This window comes from Paenibacillus sp. Y951, assembly GCF_056786395.1.
This window is the reverse complement of sequence record NZ_JBXCIY010000012.1, coordinates 88,882-106,931: the sequence shown is the minus strand read 5'-3', so window position 1 is coordinate 106,931 and position 18,050 is coordinate 88,882. Positions and strand designations below refer to the sequence as shown.

Annotated in this window: 21 protein-coding genes; all 21 read left to right on the top strand. The window is 39.7% G+C overall.

All coding sequences use genetic code 11. From position 1 onward, the window contains the following. Positions 1 to 66: 66 nt before the first annotated feature. The 21 genes from trmFO (at position 67) to fliY (ending at position 18,050) form a co-directional block, all read left to right on the top strand. The gene (gene trmFO / locus AC1TPB_RS17050) at positions 67 to 1,386 is read left to right on the top strand and encodes an FADH(2)-oxidizing methylenetetrahydrofolate--tRNA-(uracil(54)-C(5))-methyltransferase TrmFO (RefSeq protein WP_482077597.1); all 1,320 of its coding nucleotides are present in this window, start codon (positions 67 to 69) and stop codon (positions 1,384 to 1,386) included. 84 nt (positions 1,387 to 1,470) lie between these two features. Continuing rightward, entirely contained in the window at positions 1,471 to 2,016 is a 546-nt protein-coding gene (gene hslV / locus AC1TPB_RS17045) for an ATP-dependent protease subunit HslV (RefSeq protein ID WP_482061041.1), read from the top strand. Positions 2,017 to 2,036: 20 nt separating this feature from the next. Then, positions 2,037 to 3,440 carry an ATP-dependent protease ATPase subunit HslU gene (hslU, locus tag AC1TPB_RS17040; protein WP_482077596.1) on the top strand — a complete coding sequence of 468 codons (1,404 nt, stop codon included), beginning with the start codon at positions 2,037 to 2,039 and terminating at the stop codon, positions 3,438 to 3,440. Positions 3,441 to 3,468: 28 nt separating this feature from the next. Next, positions 3,469 to 4,236, top strand: a complete 768-nt coding sequence (codY, locus tag AC1TPB_RS17035; RefSeq protein WP_482077595.1) for a GTP-sensing pleiotropic transcriptional regulator CodY — start codon at positions 3,469 to 3,471, stop codon at positions 4,234 to 4,236. Between the two features lie 212 nt (positions 4,237 to 4,448). Then, positions 4,449 to 4,868 (top strand): flagellar basal body rod protein FlgB, encoded by a 420-nt coding sequence (gene flgB, locus AC1TPB_RS17030; protein ID WP_482077594.1) that lies wholly within the window; start codon positions 4,449 to 4,451, stop codon positions 4,866 to 4,868. 3 nt (positions 4,869 to 4,871) lie between these two features. Further along, complete coding sequence (flgC, locus tag AC1TPB_RS17025; protein ID WP_482077593.1) at positions 4,872 to 5,330, top strand: flagellar basal body rod protein FlgC; 459 nt, start codon at positions 4,872 to 4,874, stop codon at positions 5,328 to 5,330. 26 nt (positions 5,331 to 5,356) lie between these two features. Beyond that, positions 5,357 to 5,659 carry a flagellar hook-basal body complex protein FliE gene (fliE, locus tag AC1TPB_RS17020; protein ID WP_482061036.1) on the top strand — a complete coding sequence of 101 codons (303 nt, stop codon included), beginning with the start codon at positions 5,357 to 5,359 and terminating at the stop codon, positions 5,657 to 5,659. A 40-nt stretch (positions 5,660 to 5,699) separates the two neighbouring features. Next, on the top strand, positions 5,700 to 7,283 hold the full coding sequence (fliF, locus tag AC1TPB_RS17015; protein WP_482077592.1) for a flagellar basal-body MS-ring/collar protein FliF: 1,584 nt from the start codon (positions 5,700 to 5,702) through the stop codon (positions 7,281 to 7,283). A gap of 11 nt (positions 7,284 to 7,294) precedes the next feature. Beyond that, on the top strand, positions 7,295 to 8,308 hold the full coding sequence (fliG, locus tag AC1TPB_RS17010) for a flagellar motor switch protein FliG (RefSeq protein WP_482077591.1): 1,014 nt from the start codon (positions 7,295 to 7,297) through the stop codon (positions 8,306 to 8,308). Then, the gene (locus AC1TPB_RS17005) at positions 8,301 to 9,146 is read left to right on the top strand and encodes a FliH/SctL family protein (protein ID WP_482077590.1); all 846 of its coding nucleotides are present in this window, start codon (positions 8,301 to 8,303) and stop codon (positions 9,144 to 9,146) included. The genes fliG and AC1TPB_RS17005 overlap by 8 nt, the downstream gene beginning before the upstream one ends. Further along, complete coding sequence (fliI, locus tag AC1TPB_RS17000) at positions 9,133 to 10,458, top strand: flagellar protein export ATPase FliI (RefSeq protein ID WP_482077589.1); 1,326 nt, start codon at positions 9,133 to 9,135, stop codon at positions 10,456 to 10,458. The genes AC1TPB_RS17005 and fliI overlap by 14 nt, the downstream gene beginning before the upstream one ends. Before the next feature lie 7 nt (positions 10,459 to 10,465). Continuing rightward, complete coding sequence (gene fliJ / locus AC1TPB_RS16995) at positions 10,466 to 10,912, top strand: flagellar export protein FliJ (protein ID WP_482077588.1); 447 nt, start codon at positions 10,466 to 10,468, stop codon at positions 10,910 to 10,912. Positions 10,913 to 10,944: 32 nt separating this feature from the next. Beyond that, a complete protein-coding gene (locus AC1TPB_RS16990; protein WP_482077587.1) occupies positions 10,945 to 11,850 on the top strand; it encodes a MotE family protein in 906 nt (301 codons plus the stop codon). A 27-nt stretch (positions 11,851 to 11,877) separates the two neighbouring features. Beyond that, positions 11,878 to 13,203, top strand: coding sequence for a flagellar hook-length control protein FliK (locus AC1TPB_RS16985; RefSeq protein WP_482077586.1), 1,326 nt, complete (start codon positions 11,878 to 11,880; stop codon positions 13,201 to 13,203). Between the two features lie 31 nt (positions 13,204 to 13,234). Next, positions 13,235 to 13,768: a flagellar hook capping FlgD N-terminal domain-containing protein gene (locus AC1TPB_RS16980; protein ID WP_482077585.1), complete on the top strand. Its 534-nt coding sequence runs from the start codon at positions 13,235 to 13,237 to the stop codon at positions 13,766 to 13,768. Further along, positions 13,768 to 14,148 (top strand): TIGR02530 family flagellar biosynthesis protein, encoded by a 381-nt coding sequence (locus AC1TPB_RS16975; protein WP_482061027.1) that lies wholly within the window; start codon positions 13,768 to 13,770, stop codon positions 14,146 to 14,148. Before AC1TPB_RS16980 ends, AC1TPB_RS16975 begins: the two co-directional genes overlap by 1 nt. Before the next feature lie 76 nt (positions 14,149 to 14,224). Next, positions 14,225 to 15,037, top strand: a complete 813-nt coding sequence (flgG, locus tag AC1TPB_RS16970) for a flagellar basal body rod protein FlgG (RefSeq protein ID WP_482077584.1) — start codon at positions 14,225 to 14,227, stop codon at positions 15,035 to 15,037. A gap of 57 nt (positions 15,038 to 15,094) precedes the next feature. Beyond that, positions 15,095 to 15,322 (top strand): flagellar FlbD family protein, encoded by a 228-nt coding sequence (locus AC1TPB_RS16965; protein ID WP_482061025.1) that lies wholly within the window; start codon positions 15,095 to 15,097, stop codon positions 15,320 to 15,322. Continuing rightward, positions 15,319 to 15,783 carry a flagellar basal body-associated FliL family protein gene (locus AC1TPB_RS16960; protein ID WP_482077583.1) on the top strand — a complete coding sequence of 155 codons (465 nt, stop codon included), beginning with the start codon at positions 15,319 to 15,321 and terminating at the stop codon, positions 15,781 to 15,783. Before AC1TPB_RS16965 ends, AC1TPB_RS16960 begins: the two co-directional genes overlap by 4 nt. A 34-nt stretch (positions 15,784 to 15,817) precedes the next feature. Next, positions 15,818 to 16,819: a flagellar motor switch protein FliM gene (fliM, locus tag AC1TPB_RS16955; RefSeq protein WP_482061023.1), complete on the top strand. Its 1,002-nt coding sequence runs from the start codon at positions 15,818 to 15,820 to the stop codon at positions 16,817 to 16,819. Beyond that, positions 16,809 to 18,050, top strand: coding sequence for a flagellar motor switch phosphatase FliY (fliY, locus tag AC1TPB_RS16950; protein ID WP_482077582.1), 1,242 nt, complete (start codon positions 16,809 to 16,811; stop codon positions 18,048 to 18,050). Before fliM ends, fliY begins: the two co-directional genes overlap by 11 nt.

Sequence of the window (18,050 nt, the reverse complement as noted above, 5' to 3'; positions counted from 1 at the left end):
GTATTGGGAGGATATTGTCATTCTACACTTGAAATTTGAAAATGTGATCTGAGAGGATGAAATAGATTGAGTAATCAGAAAGTCATTGTTGTGGGTGCAGGTCTTGCAGGTAGTGAAGCGGCTTGGCAAATCGCCGAGCAAGGTGTTGAAGTGATTTTATATGAGATGCGCCCAGTAACAAAAACTCCTGCGCACCATACCAATCAATTTGCTGAGTTAGTATGTAGTAACAGTTTGCGCGCGAATGGATTAAGCAATGCGGTTGGTGTATTGAAGGAAGAAATGCGTATGCTTGATTCTATTATTATAAGTAGTGCTGATCAACATGCAGTTCCGGCGGGTGGTGCATTAGCTGTTGACCGTGACGGTTTTTCTGGCGAAATTACGAATCGTCTACGAAATCATCCGCTTATCGAAGTTCGTAATGAAGAAGTAACAGAAATTCCTGAAGATGGAATCGTTGTTATCGCTACGGGACCATTAACAGCAGAATCATTATCTAAGCAAATTCAAGGATTACTTGGTGAGGAATACTTCTACTTTTATGATGCGGCAGCTCCAATCATTGACAAAGATTCAATTGATATGGATAAAGTGTATTTGGCATCGCGCTATGATAAAGGTGAAGCGGCGTATCTGAATTGTCCGATGACTGAGGATGAGTTTAATGTTTTCTACGATGCATTGATAACAGCTGAAGTTGCTGCGTTAAAGGAATTTGAGAAGGAAGTATACTTCGAAGGTTGCATGCCTGTTGAGGTGCTGGCAGCTCGTGGTAGACAAACTTTGTTATTTGGAGCACTTAAGCCAGTAGGTCTTGTAAATCCTCATACAGGTAAATTACCACATGCTGTTATTCAACTTCGTCAAGATAATGCAGCAGGAACATTATATAATATGGTTGGCTTCCAAACGCATTTGAAATGGGGAGAGCAAAAACGCGTCTTCTCCATGATTCCAGGACTTGAAAATGCGGAGTTTGTCCGCTTTGGTGTTATGCACCGAAATACATTTATTAATTCACCGAGTCTTATGAAAGCTACATACCAAACGAAGCAAAGAGAAAATTTATTCTTTGCAGGTCAGATGACTGGTGTCGAAGGATATGTTGAATCTGCAGCATCAGGATTAATCGCCGGAATTAATGCGGCTAAGCTGGCAAAAGGTGAACCATTAGTTCAATTGCCTGTCCAATCTGCACTTGGAAGCATGGCCGAGTACATTACAACGGCAGATTTCAAACATTTTCAACCAATGAACGCAAACTTTGGTCTGTTTCCACCACTTGAGAATAAAATTCGAAATAAGAAGGAAAAAAATGAGGCGATTGCAAATCGTGCATTAGAGCATATTAAGCAGTTTAAGGATGAGCAATTAGGTAGATAATTCCAGTCAATGCTTTCGAAGTAACTTTTCGTAATCGAGAAGATATTCTGGAAGCACACAAAAAGTTTGAAGGAGGCGTAAAAGATGGAGATGCAATTTCATGCGACAACGATTTGTGCGGTAAGACATAATGGCAAAGGCGCTATTGCAGGTGATGGTCAGGTGACATTTGGTAATTCTATGATCATGAAGGGAACGGCAAAGAAGGTTCGACGACTCTATCGTGGTCAAGTGGTATCAGGTTTTGCTGGTTCTGTTGCAGATGCGATTACATTGTTTGAGAAGTTTGAAGCTAAGCTGGAAGAACATCATGGTAATTTGCAGCGTGCAGCGGTTGAACTTGCTAAAGAATGGCGTTCAGATCGTGTCCTTCGCAAACTAGAAGCGATGATGATCGTAATGGACAAAAGTGGAATGTTATTGATTTCAGGTAATGGTGAGATCATTGAACCTGATGACGATGTCATTGCTATTGGATCAGGAGGATCCTTTGCGTTATCGGCTGCAAGAGCGATGAAACGTCATGCTCCTGATATGGAAGCGAAAGATATTGCTCACGGTGCTTTAGAGATTGCAGCAGAAATATGTGTGTACACTAACCACAATATTGTGGTAGAAGAAATATTATAGAGTAGCGGAGGCGATGAGGTATGGAAAATAAGGCTCTGACACCGCGTCAAATTGTTGCGGAACTAGATAAGTATATTGTAGCTCAGAAGGATGCAAAACGTTCAGTAGCGGTAGCGTTGCGTAATCGATATCGCAGAAGTATGTTAGATGAAAATCTGCGAGATGAGATTGTACCGAAAAACATTCTAATGATCGGTCCAACAGGAGTAGGTAAGACAGAAATCGCAAGACGTCTTGCGAAATTAGTGAAGGCACCGTTCGTCAAAGTAGAAGCGACTAAATTTACTGAAGTTGGGTATGTTGGTCGTGATGTTGAGTCGATGGTCCGTGATTTAGTTGAAGTTGCCATTCGTATGGTGAAAGTTGAAAAAACAGAAGTTGTTAAGGCGGAAGCTGAAAAACTTGCTAATGAGCGTATCGTCGAACTGTTGGCTCCTTCACAAGCAAAGCCTAAGGCTAACAAAAATCCATTTGAAATGTTGTTCGGTGGTAATAATTCTGATGATTCTGCCAATGACAACGATTCAGAGGTCGATCATGGATTGGCAGAGCGACGTGCCAATGTAAAAGCTGATCTTGCAGCAGGCAAGCTTGAGAATGAGCAAATTACAATTGAAGTTGAAGATAATTCGCCTAATATGATGGATATGTTAAATGGTCAAGGGTTGGAGAACTCAGGAATGAATATGCAAGATATTTTAGGTTCATTAATGCCGAAGAAACCTAAAAAGCGAAAGCTACCTGTAAAGGAAGCAAGAAAAGTACTCATTCAAGAAGAGGCTACTAAATTAATCGATATGGATGAAGTTATTGCAGAGTCCGTTATTCGCGCGGAGCAAAGCGGAATTATTTTTATCGATGAAATTGATAAAATCGCTGCGCCGTCTCGCGGCTCAGGACCGGATGTGTCGCGTGAAGGCGTTCAAAGGGATATACTTCCAATCGTGGAAGGTTCAACGATTATGACGAAGTATGGCCCTGTTAGAACGGACTATGTGCTGTTTGTTGCAGCTGGTGCATTCCATATTGCCAAACCTTCAGATCTAATTCCGGAGCTACAAGGACGTTTCCCGATTCGTGTCGAATTAACTTCACTGACGGAAGAAGATTTCGTTAACATTTTGACGGAACCGAAAAATGCTTTAACAAAGCAGTATACAGCGCTGTTGGAAACTGAAGGTATTAAAATTGATTTTACAGAAGATGCGATTAAAGAAATAGCTAAAATCGCGGCAGATGTCAATCGCAATATGGAAAATATTGGTGCTAGAAGATTGCATACTATTCTGGAGAAGTTATTGGAAGATCTTTCATTTGAAGCTCCGGAATTAACTTTGGAGCATATGCAGATTACTCCTGAATATGTTAGAGCTAAACTAGGGGATATTGCAAAAGATCGTGATTTGAGTCAATACATTTTGTAGCAGTAATAGATTTGGGAGGCAATCGGTAATGAGTTTATTGAATAAGACACGAACCTTGAATCGGTTATTACAACGTGCAGCGGGTAAATCAGTTAATTTTAGAGAGATGGCTGAAGTGCTTTGCACAACGATTCAGTCCAACGTGTTCGTTGTTAGCCGTCGTGGTAAAGTGCTTGGTTGTGCTGCTTTGGATATTTATGCCCATGATTATTTAAGATCGCTTAACTCTGAAGAATTAAGATTTTCTAATGAAATGAATGCATTGTTCTTAAAAGTTGATGAAACAAATACGAATTCTTCAATGGAAAAAATGGATTCTGAGATTATTTTAAGAATAGGCGAGCAAGAAAACATGACTATTGTACCTATTATTGGTGGAGGGGATCGACTCGGTACATTATTGCTCACGCGAGTGAGTGCTCAGTTTACAGACGATGATCTAGTTCTAGCGGAGTATGGTAGTACAATAGTCGGAATGGAAATATTGCGAGAACGAAGTGAAGAAATTGAACAAGAAGCACGTAGTAGAGCAGTTGTTGCTGTTGCAATTGGTTCATTATCTTATAGCGAATTGGAAGCTATTGAACATATATTTGAAGAGCTTGATGGCAAAGAAGGGCTACTCGTAGCATCCAAGATAGCAGACCGCGTAGGCATTACACGCTCTGTTATTGTCAATGCACTTCGCAAATTAGAAAGTGCTGGAGTTATTGAAACTCGCTCTTTGGGAATGAAAGGTACTTACATTAAAATATTAAATATACAATTGTTGCAGGAACTAAAAAAGAATAAATAATGATTTATGTAGTAACCATTCCAAAAGCCCTAGTGAGTTTATAAAATAGGGCTTTTTTCTTATTGAAAAAAACTGGATGATTCTAGATTATTATAGATACATCTTTCGACGAAATATTATAAAATTTTAATATTTCTTGTTGTGAAATAGAGGAATTTGACATATGTGCGTGGAATGAGAAGAGAAGAGTAATTAGGGAAGTGGTGAGATGAATGAAACTATTGAATAGTACCTCTTTTCAACGGATGGAATCAGCGCTATATTCTGCTGAAGCAAGGCAACGTGTAATCTCTAATAACATCGCCAATTCAGAAACTCCAAACTTCAAAAGATCAGAGCTGCTTTTCGAAGAGTTAATTGCTGATGCAATGGGTTCTGGCTCTGGACTAACCTTGCAAGGTCAAACAACTAACGAACGTCATATTGCCATTAACGGTGGGAAGCTTGGTTTACCAACATCACAGCTCGTAACAGATACGACTACAGCAATGAATGCAACTACGAATAATAATGTTGATCATGATGCGGAAATGACCTTACTTGCCAAAAATCAATTAAATTATAATATGTACGTTCAGCAGCTTAATCATCAGTTTTCAATGATGAGAATTGCGATCACAGGGGGGAGATAATAGGTGAAAATCTCTAATGGCTTTGACATTAGTGCGTCCGCTTTAACAGCAAACCGCATGAGAATGGATGTTATTTCATCAAATGTTGCTAATGCACAAACAACAAGAGGTAGCTTTGTAAATGGTGAATATGTTCCATACAAGAGGAAAATGGTGGTTATGGATTCAAATGCGTCATCATTTGCGTCCGTCCTTAATAATACATTGAATGGAAAGCAAGCAAGCAAAATGTTAAGTGGTGTAACTGTGACAAAAATCATAGAAGACTCTTCGCCAACTAAGTTAGTTTATAATCCGACACATCCTGATGCTAATGCAGATGGCTATGTTAATATGCCTAATGTTGATACAGCGACGGAGATGGTTGATATGATAGCTGCTTATCGGGCTTATGAATCGAACGTAACTGCTCTTAATGCTACGAAATCAATGTTTATGAAAGCTCTTGAAATTGGGAAATAGGTTCACACTAAGAATGGAGGCAAAACATGATTGATTCAATTTCCAGTATAAGTTTGCAACAAATTAAAAGTATAAATGCAGCGCCTACTGAAAAGAGTACTGCTGAAATTACGAAGTCTTTTGGACAGTTTCTGAATGATGCATTAGAAAGTGTATCTGCGCAAGAAGCAGAAGTGCATGCTAAAAATGATTTGTATCTAGCGGGTAAAGTGGATGCTACTGAAGTATTGATTTCTGCGAGTCAAGCTCAGCTAAGTTTACAATTAACCTCACAGATCCGCGATAAAGCAGTAACTGCGTATCAAGAAATTATGCGGATCCAAATCTAAGTTTGTTGAGACTAGCATAGAACTCAGATGAGGTGAAAACGTGAACGAAAGAGTCGCCCAATATATTAATAAGGCTAAAAGTGCTTTTCAACAAATGGGTAGAAAACAAAAAATATGGCTAGGTGCTTCGCTAGCCGGTTTGGTCGTAGCGATCGTGCTTGCGACTGTTATTTTCACGAGGACTGAATACGAGGTTGCTTTCAATAACTTGGATGCAACGGATTCAGCTGCAATTATTACATATTTGGAATCAGCAGCTATCCCTTATAAGCTGGATGCGATGGGAACATCCATCTCTGTTCCTACGAAAGATGCTGTTAAAGCAAAAATTGCAATTGGTTCTGAAGGTATGATTCAAAATGGATCAATTGGATTTGCTGAATCGTTCGGAATTGGTAGCTCTACACTTGGCACAACGGAAAATGAATTTAATGTAAAATATCAAAATGCGGTTAATGGAGAAGTACAAAAGTTATTAAATGGGCTTCAAGGTATTCAAAGCTCTAAAGTACTAATTAATGAACCGAAAGAGAGTGTTTTCCTCACTACGGATGAGCAAAGTATGCCTTCCGCAGCGATCGTGCTTAATTTTGCAGCTGGTTACCGCCCTACACAAGCTGAAATCGATGGATATTTCAATTTGGTAAAATCAACTGTAGCAGGTCTTGAGGTTAGTGGTGTTACGATTTCAAGTCAACAATTAGGAGAACTGACATCATCAGCTACTAATGACTTGTTAAGTAGCAGCTCGAATTTAATAGAAACACAATTTAAAGTGCAAAAAATGTATGAGCAAGATGTGAAAGCTAGCGTTCAGCAATATTTAAGCCAAATTTACGGAGTAGACAATATTGTTGTTAGTATTTCTAGTAGCTTGAATTTCGATAAGAAATCTAGTCAAGAAAGTCTTGTTTTACCTCTTGAAAATAACAACAATAACGGCATTATTATTAGTGAGCAGCAGGAATCTAGTTCTTCTACGAATACAAGCGGTACATCAGGTGGAGTAGTTGGTACGGGGGAAACGGATGTTCCAACCTATCAAACTTCTACAAATGATGGTGAAAGCAGTACGGAATCTAACTCTAGCACAACGAATTATGAAGTGAATAGAATAGAGAGTATTATAGAGTCTGCGCCTTATGTCGTTAAAGATCTATCCATTAGTGTAGGTTATGAGGCTACAGAGTTAGCTGACGTAGCGGAACAAGCTGCAATTACAAGCTATTTAACTAGCTTTGTAAGAAGTCAATTAGCAAATTCAGACCAAAACGTGGAAAATGATGAAATATTGAATAAAAAAGTGACGCTTATTGCACGTAATTTCACTACCGCGGAAGTTGAAACTTCAGGGGCTGGAATATCTCTTGGTTGGCTGATCGGTATTGGTTTGCTTGCGTTAGCTGCTATTGTTGCTTTAGTAGTCGTAGTTTCTCGTCGTCGTAAAGCGGCTAGAGAAGAAGAACAAGTATTCGACGACATTCCAGAAAGACCTGCATTTGAAGCCATTGATTTTGATACGTTACAAAATGATAGTCAAGCTCGTAAAAATCTAGAGACACTTGCCAAACGCAAACCTGACGATTTCGTCAACTTGCTTCGTACCTGGCTAGTAGATGAATAGAGGTGCTGTAATTGTCGAAATTTTCTCAAGGATTGTCTGGTCGTCAAAAGGCAGCGATTTTATTAATCACACTAGGACCAGAAGTGTCCGCACAAATTTTTAAACATTTACGTGATGATGAAATTGAGCAATTAACGCTTGAAATCGCTAATGTAAGGAAAGTTGATAGTACTGATAGAGATAATATATTGACCGAATTTAATCAAATATGTATGGCTCAAGAGTATATTTCTCAAGGCGGTATCGAATATGCGAAGGAAATTTTGGACAAGGCATTAGGCGAAGACAAAGCGAAAGAAGTATTGACGCGCTTGACAGCGACACTTCAAGTTAGACCTTTCGACTTTGCACGCAAAGCTGATCCGGCTCAAATTTTAAACTTTATTCAAAATGAGAATACACAGACGATTGCGTTAGTGCTTTCGTATCTTCAGTCTGAACAAGCATCAACGATTTTATCGTCACTACCGCAAGACAAGCAAGCGGATGTAGCGAAACGAATTGCGATGATGGATAGTACTTCGCCTGAAGTGATTACTCAAATTGAGCATATATTAGAACAAAAGCTATCTTCAACAGTTACACAAGATTATACAAATGCCGGTGGTATCGATTCTATTGTTCAAATATTGAATGGTGTTGACCGTGGTACCGAACGTACTATTCTTGATGCGCTTGAAATTCAAGATCCTGAACTTGCTGAAGATATCAAAAAACGTATGTTTGTATTTGAAGATATTGTTAGTATCGACAATCGTTCCATTCAAAGAATTATTCGTGATGTGGAAAATGGAGACCTACAACTTGCACTTAAAGTATCTAGTGAAGAAGTACGTGAAGCAATTTTCCGCAATATGTCCAAACGTATGGCTGAGACTTTCCAAGAAGAAATGGAATTCATGGGACCTGTTCGTTTGCGTGACGTTGAAGAAGCACAAACACGCATCGTTGCAATTATAAGACGACTAGAGGAATCTGGTGAAATTATTATTGCTCGCGGCGGAGGGGATGATATCATTGTCTAATCTAATCAAGTCTTCTCATGTTATGACGCTAGATGAACTTAAAAAGTTGCGCTGGAATAATCAACATTTTCCGCAACATGAAGAAACTGATAGAGAAGAGACAAGTGAACCAGTTGAAGAGGGACCTGATGAGGCTACGATATCTTTGCGTGATCAAATCGTTTCTGATGCCATGGCTACAGCCGAAGCACGCATAAGTGAAGCAGCTCTTGAATGTGAAAAGTTGCTTGAGGATGCTAATGCACAGATCGAAGTATGGTGGCTTGAGAAACGCAATGAGGATGAAGCAATTAAAGAGCAGCATCAGGCAGAAGGACATCAACAAGGTTATCAGTCCGGTATGGTACAAGCACAGCAAGAAGTGAGATCAGAATGGGAACAGAATCTTGAAGAAGCATCTACGATATTGAAGGATGCTTATCGAACGAGAGAGCAAATTATCCAAGAGGCCGAACCATTTATCGTTGAATTAAGTTGTAGTATTGCTGAGAAAATCATTGGCAAACAGCTTACGCTAGAACCAGAGATCGTATTAGAAATTATAACGAGAACACTTTCACGTAGACGTGAGCAGGGTGAAATTACATTATGTGTATCGCCTGCGAACTTATCTTTTGTGCAAGCAGCGCGTGAAGAACTGAATGCAACAATTGATTCTCAAGCAGAATTAGTCATTATTCCAGATTCATCGGTAAAAGATGAAGGCTGTGTTATACGTTCTAAGTTCGGTAGTATAGATGCTAGAATCGATACTCAACTTTCAGAGATTAAGAGAGAATTACTTTTGGTCGCACATCAGAGCATTGAAGAAAGAGGTCAAACTAATGACACCGATTAATTTGGAAATGGATAAGTATCGAGATCATCTGAAAAATATCGATCCAGTTCGTATTAACGGTAAAGTTACTCAAGTTATCGGCCTCACAGTAGAATCACAAGGTCCCGACGCTAGTATTGGAGATTTATGTTATATCTATCCTACAAAATCATCGAAGCCGTTGAAGGCAGAGGTCGTTGGGTTTAGAGAAAATAAGGTTATTCTTATGCCTTTAGGTGAATTACATGCGATTAGTCCTGGTTGCGATGTGGTAGGAACGGGTAAGCCGCTTACCGTTAAAGTCGGCTCAGAACTATTAGGGAAAGTGTTAGATGGCTTAGGTAATCCATTAGATGGTAGTTTTTTGCCTAGTAGAATGCCTAACTATTCCACGCATAGTCCGCCTAATAATCCACTAGCGAGACCTCGTGTATCTAAGCCACTTGGTATCGGTGTTAAGGCAATTGACGGTTTGTTGACCGTTGGTGTAGGACAACGTGTTGGTATATTTGCTGGTTCAGGAGTAGGGAAAAGTACACTACTTGGAATGATTGCTAGAAATACTACAGCCGATGTCAATGTAATCGCCTTAATCGGTGAGCGTGGACGTGAAGTACTAGAGTTCATAGAGAAGGATCTAGGTCCAGAAGGACTAGCACGTTCGGTTGTTATTGTGGCGACATCTGATCAACCTGCATTGATTCGAATGAAGGGTGCAATGATTGCTACATCAATAGCTGAATATTTCCGTGATCGTGGTTTGAACGTGATGTTGATGATGGACTCTGTAACACGTTATGCAATGGCTATGCGCGAAGTCGGTCTAGCAATAGGTGAGCCGCCAGCTACAAGGGGCTATACACCTTCTGTATTCGCGGCATTACCTAAGTTGTTAGAACGAGCAGGGACAGGTAAGAAGGGTTCTATTACCGCCTTCTACACCGTTCTAGTAGACGGTGATGATATGAATGAACCGATTGCCGATGCCGTACGCGGAATTTTAGATGGTCATATCGTATTAAGTCGTCAACTTGCTCATAAGGGGCATTATCCTGCTTTAGATGTCTTACAATCTGTCAGTCGTGTTATGAATGAAATTGTTACAGATGAACAGTTAGATGCTGCGAATGAGTTGAAGAGGCTTCTAGCAATCTATCGTGAATCAGAGGATTTAATAAATATTGGTGCGTACCAAAAAGGCTCAAATCAAAATATTGATATGGCCATTGAATATATTGATTCAATCAACGAGTTTACGAGACAACGTACGAATGACAAAATTACGTTAGAAGAAGCTCAAGAGAAATTAATTGCTAACTTTGGTAGGAGTTGATTAATCAATGGCATTCTTTAAATATACTTTTCAAAAGATAGTAGATTTGAAAAGTAGTGAAAAAACGCAGGCTGAATGGATTTTGTCAGACGCGCTAGCAGAACTTAGAGCCCAGCAAACACTTCTTGAACAATACTTGCAAGAGCAAAAAAGTTGGGAATTGAAGTTAGAGCAATCGGTGCTCACAGCTATACCTTTATCAGAAGTACTTATTATAAATCAATATATTGAGTACTGCGCGGAAAGTATTAAGCTTAAGCAACAAGATATTATGAATGCCGAACGGAAAGTATTCCAGAAACGTCAAGAACTTGCATCAAAGATGAAGGAAGAAAAGGTTTGGGATAAAGCAAAAGAACATGCTTTCGACAAGTTTAAGTACGAAACTCAGTTGAAGGAACAAAATGAATTAGACGAGATGGCTTCCATCCGTTTTATGTCACCAACCTCATAAGAGAGAAACGCCTGTAAAGGGAGTGAATGGAATTGGCAGCCATAGATGAGGAAAAGCAAGAAACTAGTTTTATCGAACGATTAATGTTTTTCTTACTTCCAATTATATTTTTAATTGTGCTAATAGGTGTAGTGTTGACGTTATTTAATATTGATTTTCGTAATGGTGCAATTAAAGTAGGTCAGGATATTCCGATTATACGTAATTTCTTACCTGAACCAACAGAGGGATCTACTGGATCAGATAATAGCGTACGTAATGATAAGTTAACTGAAAAGATTACTGCGCTAGAAGCGGAACTTGCTACAGCAAGAACACAACTTGCTGAGACTACAACTGAGCAGACATCACAAGAAAGTACAATTACATCGTTACAAGCGGAAAATGATCTTTTGAAGCAAAGCGTAGCAGAATCAAAGCTTACGGATGAAGATTATACTGCCCGTATTGTTGAGCTAGCTAGTATGTTTGCTAAGATGACACCTAGTAAAGCAGCGCCAATTATGCAAAGTATGTCACTTGATGAAATGGCATTGTTATTCAGTCAAATGCGTGCAGAGGATCGCGTTCGTATTATGGAGAAAATGACGCCACAAATCGCAGCTGATGTTACATTAAGGCTGAAAGACAATGATTCTGTGTTGAATATGGAACTTGCGGCACTTCAGTCACAAGTGAAGAAACTTCAAGCATCGACAGCATCGACGGCGACAGATTCACAAGTAACTGATGCCGAGCTTGCTGCTACATTCTCAGCAATGGAGCCTAAAGCTGCAGCTGATATGCTAGTGAAAATGATGGATATTAGCTCAAGCAAAGTGCTACGTATTTTGAAGGCAAGCGGTAGTAGTGCTCGATCTGCTATTTTAGAGGAAATATCGGCAGTGAATAAAAACACAGCAGCAAATCTCGCAACCAAACTTATGCAAGATTCATAATCCTTATATGTGGAAGGAGGTGAAAAATTGGAACTGTTAAATGTACTTACTACGGGCGCAATGATGGGGAATGTTAATCCTTCTCAGGCAGCAACGTCAGTAGAGGGAACAACCTTTCAAAATCAACTAGTGCAAATCGTTAACGGTCAAGCTGCAAATGCTGGAGCAACTGAAGGAGCAATGACCACTGGACCATTAACTCAATTAGTAAGTAGCGTGCCTGTACTAGCAGAAGAGACATTAACGACGCAAGAGTTAGATCAGCTTGTTGAAAATTTGTTAGATCAGTTGGAGACCTTGAAAGATGCCGAGCTAACTGGCGATCAACTTAATATGTTGGACGGGTTAATGCAACAGCTTGCAGCGCTTTTACAAGTTATTACGCTTCAAAATGAGCAGCCTGCGATATCTTTCGATGCGAATGTAAATTCAACGCTTATTGCAACTACTCAATCTACTATGCAATATGATGCAATTACAAAGCTTCAAGATCAGCTATTATTGTTGCAGCAAGCATTGCAAGAAGGTTCGACGAAGATGCTTCAAGGGAAGCAACCAGAGGTTGTTATTACGAATCAACTTCAGCAGTTGAAAACATCTCTTGATGACCTAGTCAAGCAATTGAACGCGAATCAAGGCGAAGCTAGCCAAGCCATTACTTCTCCATTCGTAGCTGCAGTGAAAGCGGAAAGTGCATTATCTCATCTACAGCGATTGTCACAGGAAGTCGGATATACAAATACAACGACATCTGTAACGAATCAGACGGAGGTAACTACTCAAGCTGAGGGCGATGAAGTACAAAGTCAACCAACAACAGCATTAGCGATGTTGAAAGCTGATAATGTGAAAGATTTCTTGCCTCAGTTAGCGAAAGCTGGAGCATCAACACCATCTGCATTCGTACTAGCTAGTGAGTTTGCTGACACGATGAAAGGTCTTATTGTAGAGAAGTTTAACATCTCTTCGTTGAATGGTGTGACAGAAGCTAGACTAATGCTAACACCTGAAAATTTAGGTCATGTTGATGTTAGAATATCTATGCAAAATGGTATTTTGACGGCAATATTTCAGGCTGAAACAGCCATGGGCAAAGATGCATTGGAAAATCAAATGGTTCAATTACGTGCTTCTCTAGCGTCTCAAGGAATTGCGGTTGAGAAAATTGAAGTAACGCAAGGGGCATTTGCAGCGCAGCTATCGCAACAGCAGAAGCAAGGTAGTCAACAGCATTTACAAGATCAGAGTAGTCAGCAACGTAATCATGGCGATGAAAACTTTGAAGAAGAGTTGGTTACGAATGCGTCACATCGAGAACTAGGCTACGGTCGTGCAGTCAATGAAATGGTGTAATACACCCAATTGTTGAATGGAGGTGAAAATAATGACAAGTTCAGTTACGTCAGTATGGCCAAACTATGATAAATCTAATGTAAGTAAAGCGGCTGCAAAATCGAATGAAATGGGTAAAGATCAATTTTTAACTATACTGGTTGCTCAAATGCGTAACCAAGATCCTATGAATCCGATGAGTGATACAGATTTTATTGCCCAGATGGCTCAATTTACATCTGTTGAGCAGCTATCGAATATGGCAGGCGAACTTGCGTTGATCCGTCAGAACATTGGATCTGCTTCTAGCTTAATTGGAAAAACAGTTACTTGGAATGAATTTGATGAAACAGGCAAAGTAATTCAAAGGAGTGGCGTAGTAGATTCGATTATTTCACAAGATGGTTTACTGTATGTTGAAGTCGGTGGTGCACGTATTGGTATCGACTTTGTCGGTCAAATTTCAGAGACAAAACCTGAAACATTTGAGCCCGATGAATCTACAGAAGAAACTCCTGAAGTTCCTGAAGACGGTTCTACTGAAACACCTGAGGATAACTCTTCTAACGGAGAGGTGACACCATAATGAGTGATGTTATTAAAGTAGGTCATTTATACCCGATGCAGGTTAATCCAACTGCATTATCAAATAGTGCTCGTGGACAACAATCCGCTGATACGACGAAGTTTTCTGATGTATTGGATGGTGCGATGTTGAAGTTCAGTCATCATGCTGAACTACGAATGGCACAAAGAGGCATTAAACTGCCAAGTGAAGGTTTAACGCAAATTAGCCAAGCAGTAGATTCGGCAGCTCAAAAAGGTGCCAAAGATTCATTGATCGTCTATCGCGATATCGCGATGATCGTGAATGTACCTACTAGAACAGTTGTGACGGCACTAGATGGCGGACAACTTAAAAGTAATGTGTTTACCCAGATAGATAGTGCGATCATCTTGAACTAGGCTGGACCGATAAGGGAGCCTCTAGCTGTTGACCGATTGATACAGCTAATAATAAGAACTTGGGAGGATTATAAAAATGCTAAGATCGATGTACTCTGGCGTTTCAGGAATGAAAGGCTTTCAAACAAAACTTGATGTCATTGGTAACAATATTGCTAACGTAAATACTGTAGGATTCAAAGCTGGCCGCGTCATGTTCTCAGATATTTTGAGTCAATCAATTAGTGGTGTTACCGCACCGGAAGAAGGAACAAGTGGTGGTGTTAATGCGAAGCAGGTTGGTCTAGGCGTTACAATCTCTGCTATTGATACGATTCATAGTCCTGGTAGTGCGATGACGACGAATCAACCGACAGATTTGCGAATTGATGGCGACGGGTTCTTCGTTGTTTCTGCTGGCGATGGAACAGAGCAGATGCTAACTCGTGCAGGTAACTTCGTACTTGATGGTAACCGTCAACTTGTTAATGGCGATGGACTATTCGTGCTTGGATCAGATGGCGCGCCAATTGTTCTAGATGAAGAAATTACAGCTTTCTCTATTGCTCAAGATGGTACTGTTATCGGTGTAACTGCTGATGGTCAAGTAGAAGTTGCTCAGCTTGGTGTTGTTAAAGTAGTGAATCCAGGTGGCTTAGAGAAGCTTGGTGGTAGTTTGTACCGTATGACAGTGAATGCTAACCCCGACGGTGAGATGGAAATTGTCGCACCTAATGATGCTGAGCTAGGTACAGGTGCAATTATTGCAGGTCAATTAGAAATGTCTAACGTCGATCTAACATCTGAATTTGCAGAAATGATTATAGCACAACGTGGTTTCCAGGCTAACTCAAGAATCATCACTACTTCCGATGAAATCTTACAAGAGGTCGTTAACTTGAAACGATAATCACTTAATAGTTAATAGGGGGGTCTAACGATCTCCCTATCTACAGGAGGGGTGCATATGATTACATTGACGCGAATTAATGGTCAAAAAGTGACGGTTAACGCGCTACTTATTGAGTTGGTTGAAGAGGCTGCTGATAGCGTTATTACGTTAACAACGGGTAATAAAATCGTAGTGAAAGAAAAGACAGCTGACATTGTCAGTCTTAATCAGCAGTTTCTTCAAACAATTGGCCTTGTTGCTGCGGCCCAAAAGATTGAACATACAAAGGAGCCTTTGCGATGAAAAAGATGCTGCCATGGTTAATTACCATACTGTTGTCCATTACATTAATTGCAGTTGTTGGTGTAGTTGTATACAAAACAATGTTTGCAGATGACTCTGCAAAAACTGCTGAAAATGAACCAGTGAAAGTTGAAGTGTTAAGTGCAGAAAAACGTGTTGAAGTAACTTCTACGCTAACTGAATTTAAAAGGAATCTGAAAGACCCTAAAGATATGGTTATTATTAGTTTTGCTTTCCAATTAGATAATAAGAAGACAAAAGCAAGTTTCGATCAACTATTAGAAATTGAAATCAAACCAATCATCAGTAGAGCTTTGGCTGATATGACTGCCGAAGATCTGAGTGGTTCACAAGGTGAAGATACCTTGGAATCTAAGTTGTTAAACCTAATAAACCCAATTCTACCAAAAGGAAAACTAGTAAAAGTTGAAATTACTGGCTTTATGATTGCTAAAATCTAGCTACTAGAGAATTTCCTCTAAGGAGGTGAGAGACATGGTTGATATTTTATCTCAAAATGAGATTGATGCATTATTAGCGGCATTATCATCAGGTGAGATGGATGCAGAGGACTTGAAAAAAGAAGAAGTTACGAAAAAAGTACGTGTGTATGATTTTAAGCGTGCCGTTCGATTCTCGAAAGATCACATTAGAAGCTTAACAAGAATTCATGAAAACTTTGCAAGATACTTGACAACTTACTTCTCTGCTCAACTTAGAACTTTTGTTCAAATTAATGTAGTTGACGTAGAACAATTACCTTATGACGAGTTCATTCGATCTATCCCCAAAATGACAATTCTGAATATTTTTGAGGCTGATCCATTGGAAGGTCGTATGGTTCTAGAAGTAAATCCAAATGTAGCGTATGCAATGCTTGATCGTTTGCTCGGAGGACCAGGTACAGCACCAGCGAAAATGAATTCTCTCACTGAAATTGAAACTATTGTTATGGAAAAAGTTTTTTCAAGAGCATTCGATAGCTTACAAGAGGCTTGGAAAACAATTATTGATATTAAGCCAAGACTAGAAGCGCTTGAGACTAATCCACAATTTATGCAAGTGGTTTCACCCAATGAAACTATTGCATTAATTTCATTCAGTACGAAAATTGGGGATACAACTGGAATGATTAACTTATGTATACCGCATGTCGTATTGGAACCAATTATGCCAAGATTGTCTGTACATCATTGGTTTGTGTCACAGAAAAAAGAACGTATACCAGAGGAAGTTGAGATGCTTGAGCATCGAGTTAAGAAAACTAAGTTGCCAATCATTGCTGAGCTTGGTGAAGCATCGATTACAATACAAGAATTTTTAGGTCTTGCTCAAGGTGATGTTCTAACATTAAATAAACCTGTTGATGAAGGGCTTAAAATAAGAGTTGGAGAAAAGATTAAATTCATCGGAAGTCCAGGGTCAATTAAAGATCGTATAGCGATTCAAATTGATGAGATTTTGAATGAAGGAGCGGAAGAAGATTATGACGAGTAAAGATTATTTGTCTCAAGAGGAAATCGATGCGTTGCTTCGTCAATCCTCAAGCGAACCTGAAGAACCGGCAGTAGTAACAGAAGCAACTTCAGAGGTAGCTCTGGAAAGTTTCCTTACGGCGATGGAACAGGATGCGCTGGGTGAAATTGGAAATATTACATTTGGTAGTGCGGCAACAGCTCTCTCTACATTACTTGGTCGCAAAGTGGATATTACGACACCTACAGTATCACTAGTGCGCAAAAGCGAACTTGGAGATATTTTCCCTAAACCTCATGTTGCAGTAAGTGTTGAATATGTTGATGGTTTTGAAGGCATTAACTCATTGGTTATTCACACGAAAGATGCTCAAGTCATTGCTGATCTGATGCTTGGTGGTGAAGGAAATGTACTAAATGAGGAATTGAATGATATTCATATTTCTGCAGTTCAAGAGGCGATGAACCAGATGATGGGTTCATCTGCAACGTCCATGTCGACGATTTTCAATCGATTAGTTAATATTTCACCACCTGGTATTGATATATTAGATGTAGCAAGTGGCGATGGTTTGGATCATCTTCCATCAGATGATATGTTTATCAAAATTGCATTCCATCTAACAATTGGTGATCTTATTGATTCAACGATTATGCAATTGTTGCCGATCTCATTTGCCAAACAAATGGTAGCGACGCTTATGGGAGATACGACTGAGGAAATAGCTGCACCAGTACCTTCAGCACCTACTGCTCCGGCACAAGTCGAGCACGTTGCGCCACCGGTTGCACCAGCTCCGCAATATCAGGAAGTGCAACAACAGCCTATGGCGAACGTACCACCGATTGCTTCACCGCAATCTCAAAATATGTACGGTCAGCCAGCGATGGGATATGATATGCCAAATAATAACATGAACTTAAATCGTAATGTTAATGTGCAGCCCGTGCAATTCGCGAACTTTAATCAAGGTAGTTTACCGCAGGTTGATGGAACTAATCTAAATTTACTACTCGACATACCATTGAAGGTCACTGTAGAATTAGGAAGAACCCAAAAGCAAATTAAAGATATTCTTGAGTTATCTCAAGGTTCTATCATCGAGTTGGACAAACTAGCCGGTGAGCCAGTTGATATTCTTGTGAATAACAAGCTAATCGCTAAGGGTGAAGTCGTTGTCATCGATGAAAACTTTGGTGTGCGCGTAACGGATATCGTAAGTCAATGGGACAGAATTCAAAAACTACAATAG

Coding starts and splice junctions, on each gene's coding strand:
- fliJ (WP_482077588.1), top strand. CDS start 10,466: ATGGCATTCTTTAAATATACTTTTCAAAAGATAGTAGATTTGAAAAGT.
- AC1TPB_RS16980 (WP_482077585.1), top strand. CDS start 13,235: ATGACAAGTTCAGTTACGTCAGTATGGCCAAACTATGATAAATCTAAT.
- codY (WP_482077595.1), top strand. CDS start 3,469: ATGAGTTTATTGAATAAGACACGAACCTTGAATCGGTTATTACAACGT.
- fliE (WP_482061036.1), top strand. CDS start 5,357: ATGATTGATTCAATTTCCAGTATAAGTTTGCAACAAATTAAAAGTATA.
- hslU (WP_482077596.1), top strand. CDS start 2,037: ATGGAAAATAAGGCTCTGACACCGCGTCAAATTGTTGCGGAACTAGAT.
- flgB (WP_482077594.1), top strand. CDS start 4,449: ATGAAACTATTGAATAGTACCTCTTTTCAACGGATGGAATCAGCGCTA.
- fliI (WP_482077589.1), top strand. CDS start 9,133: ATGACACCGATTAATTTGGAAATGGATAAGTATCGAGATCATCTGAAA.
- AC1TPB_RS16975 (WP_482061027.1), top strand. CDS start 13,768: ATGAGTGATGTTATTAAAGTAGGTCATTTATACCCGATGCAGGTTAAT.
- flgG (WP_482077584.1), top strand. CDS start 14,225: ATGCTAAGATCGATGTACTCTGGCGTTTCAGGAATGAAAGGCTTTCAA.
- hslV (WP_482061041.1), top strand. CDS start 1,471: ATGGAGATGCAATTTCATGCGACAACGATTTGTGCGGTAAGACATAAT.
- fliY (WP_482077582.1), top strand. CDS start 16,809: ATGACGAGTAAAGATTATTTGTCTCAAGAGGAAATCGATGCGTTGCTT.
- AC1TPB_RS16960 (WP_482077583.1), top strand. CDS start 15,319: ATGAAAAAGATGCTGCCATGGTTAATTACCATACTGTTGTCCATTACA.
- fliM (WP_482061023.1), top strand. CDS start 15,818: ATGGTTGATATTTTATCTCAAAATGAGATTGATGCATTATTAGCGGCA.
- AC1TPB_RS16965 (WP_482061025.1), top strand. CDS start 15,095: ATGATTACATTGACGCGAATTAATGGTCAAAAAGTGACGGTTAACGCG.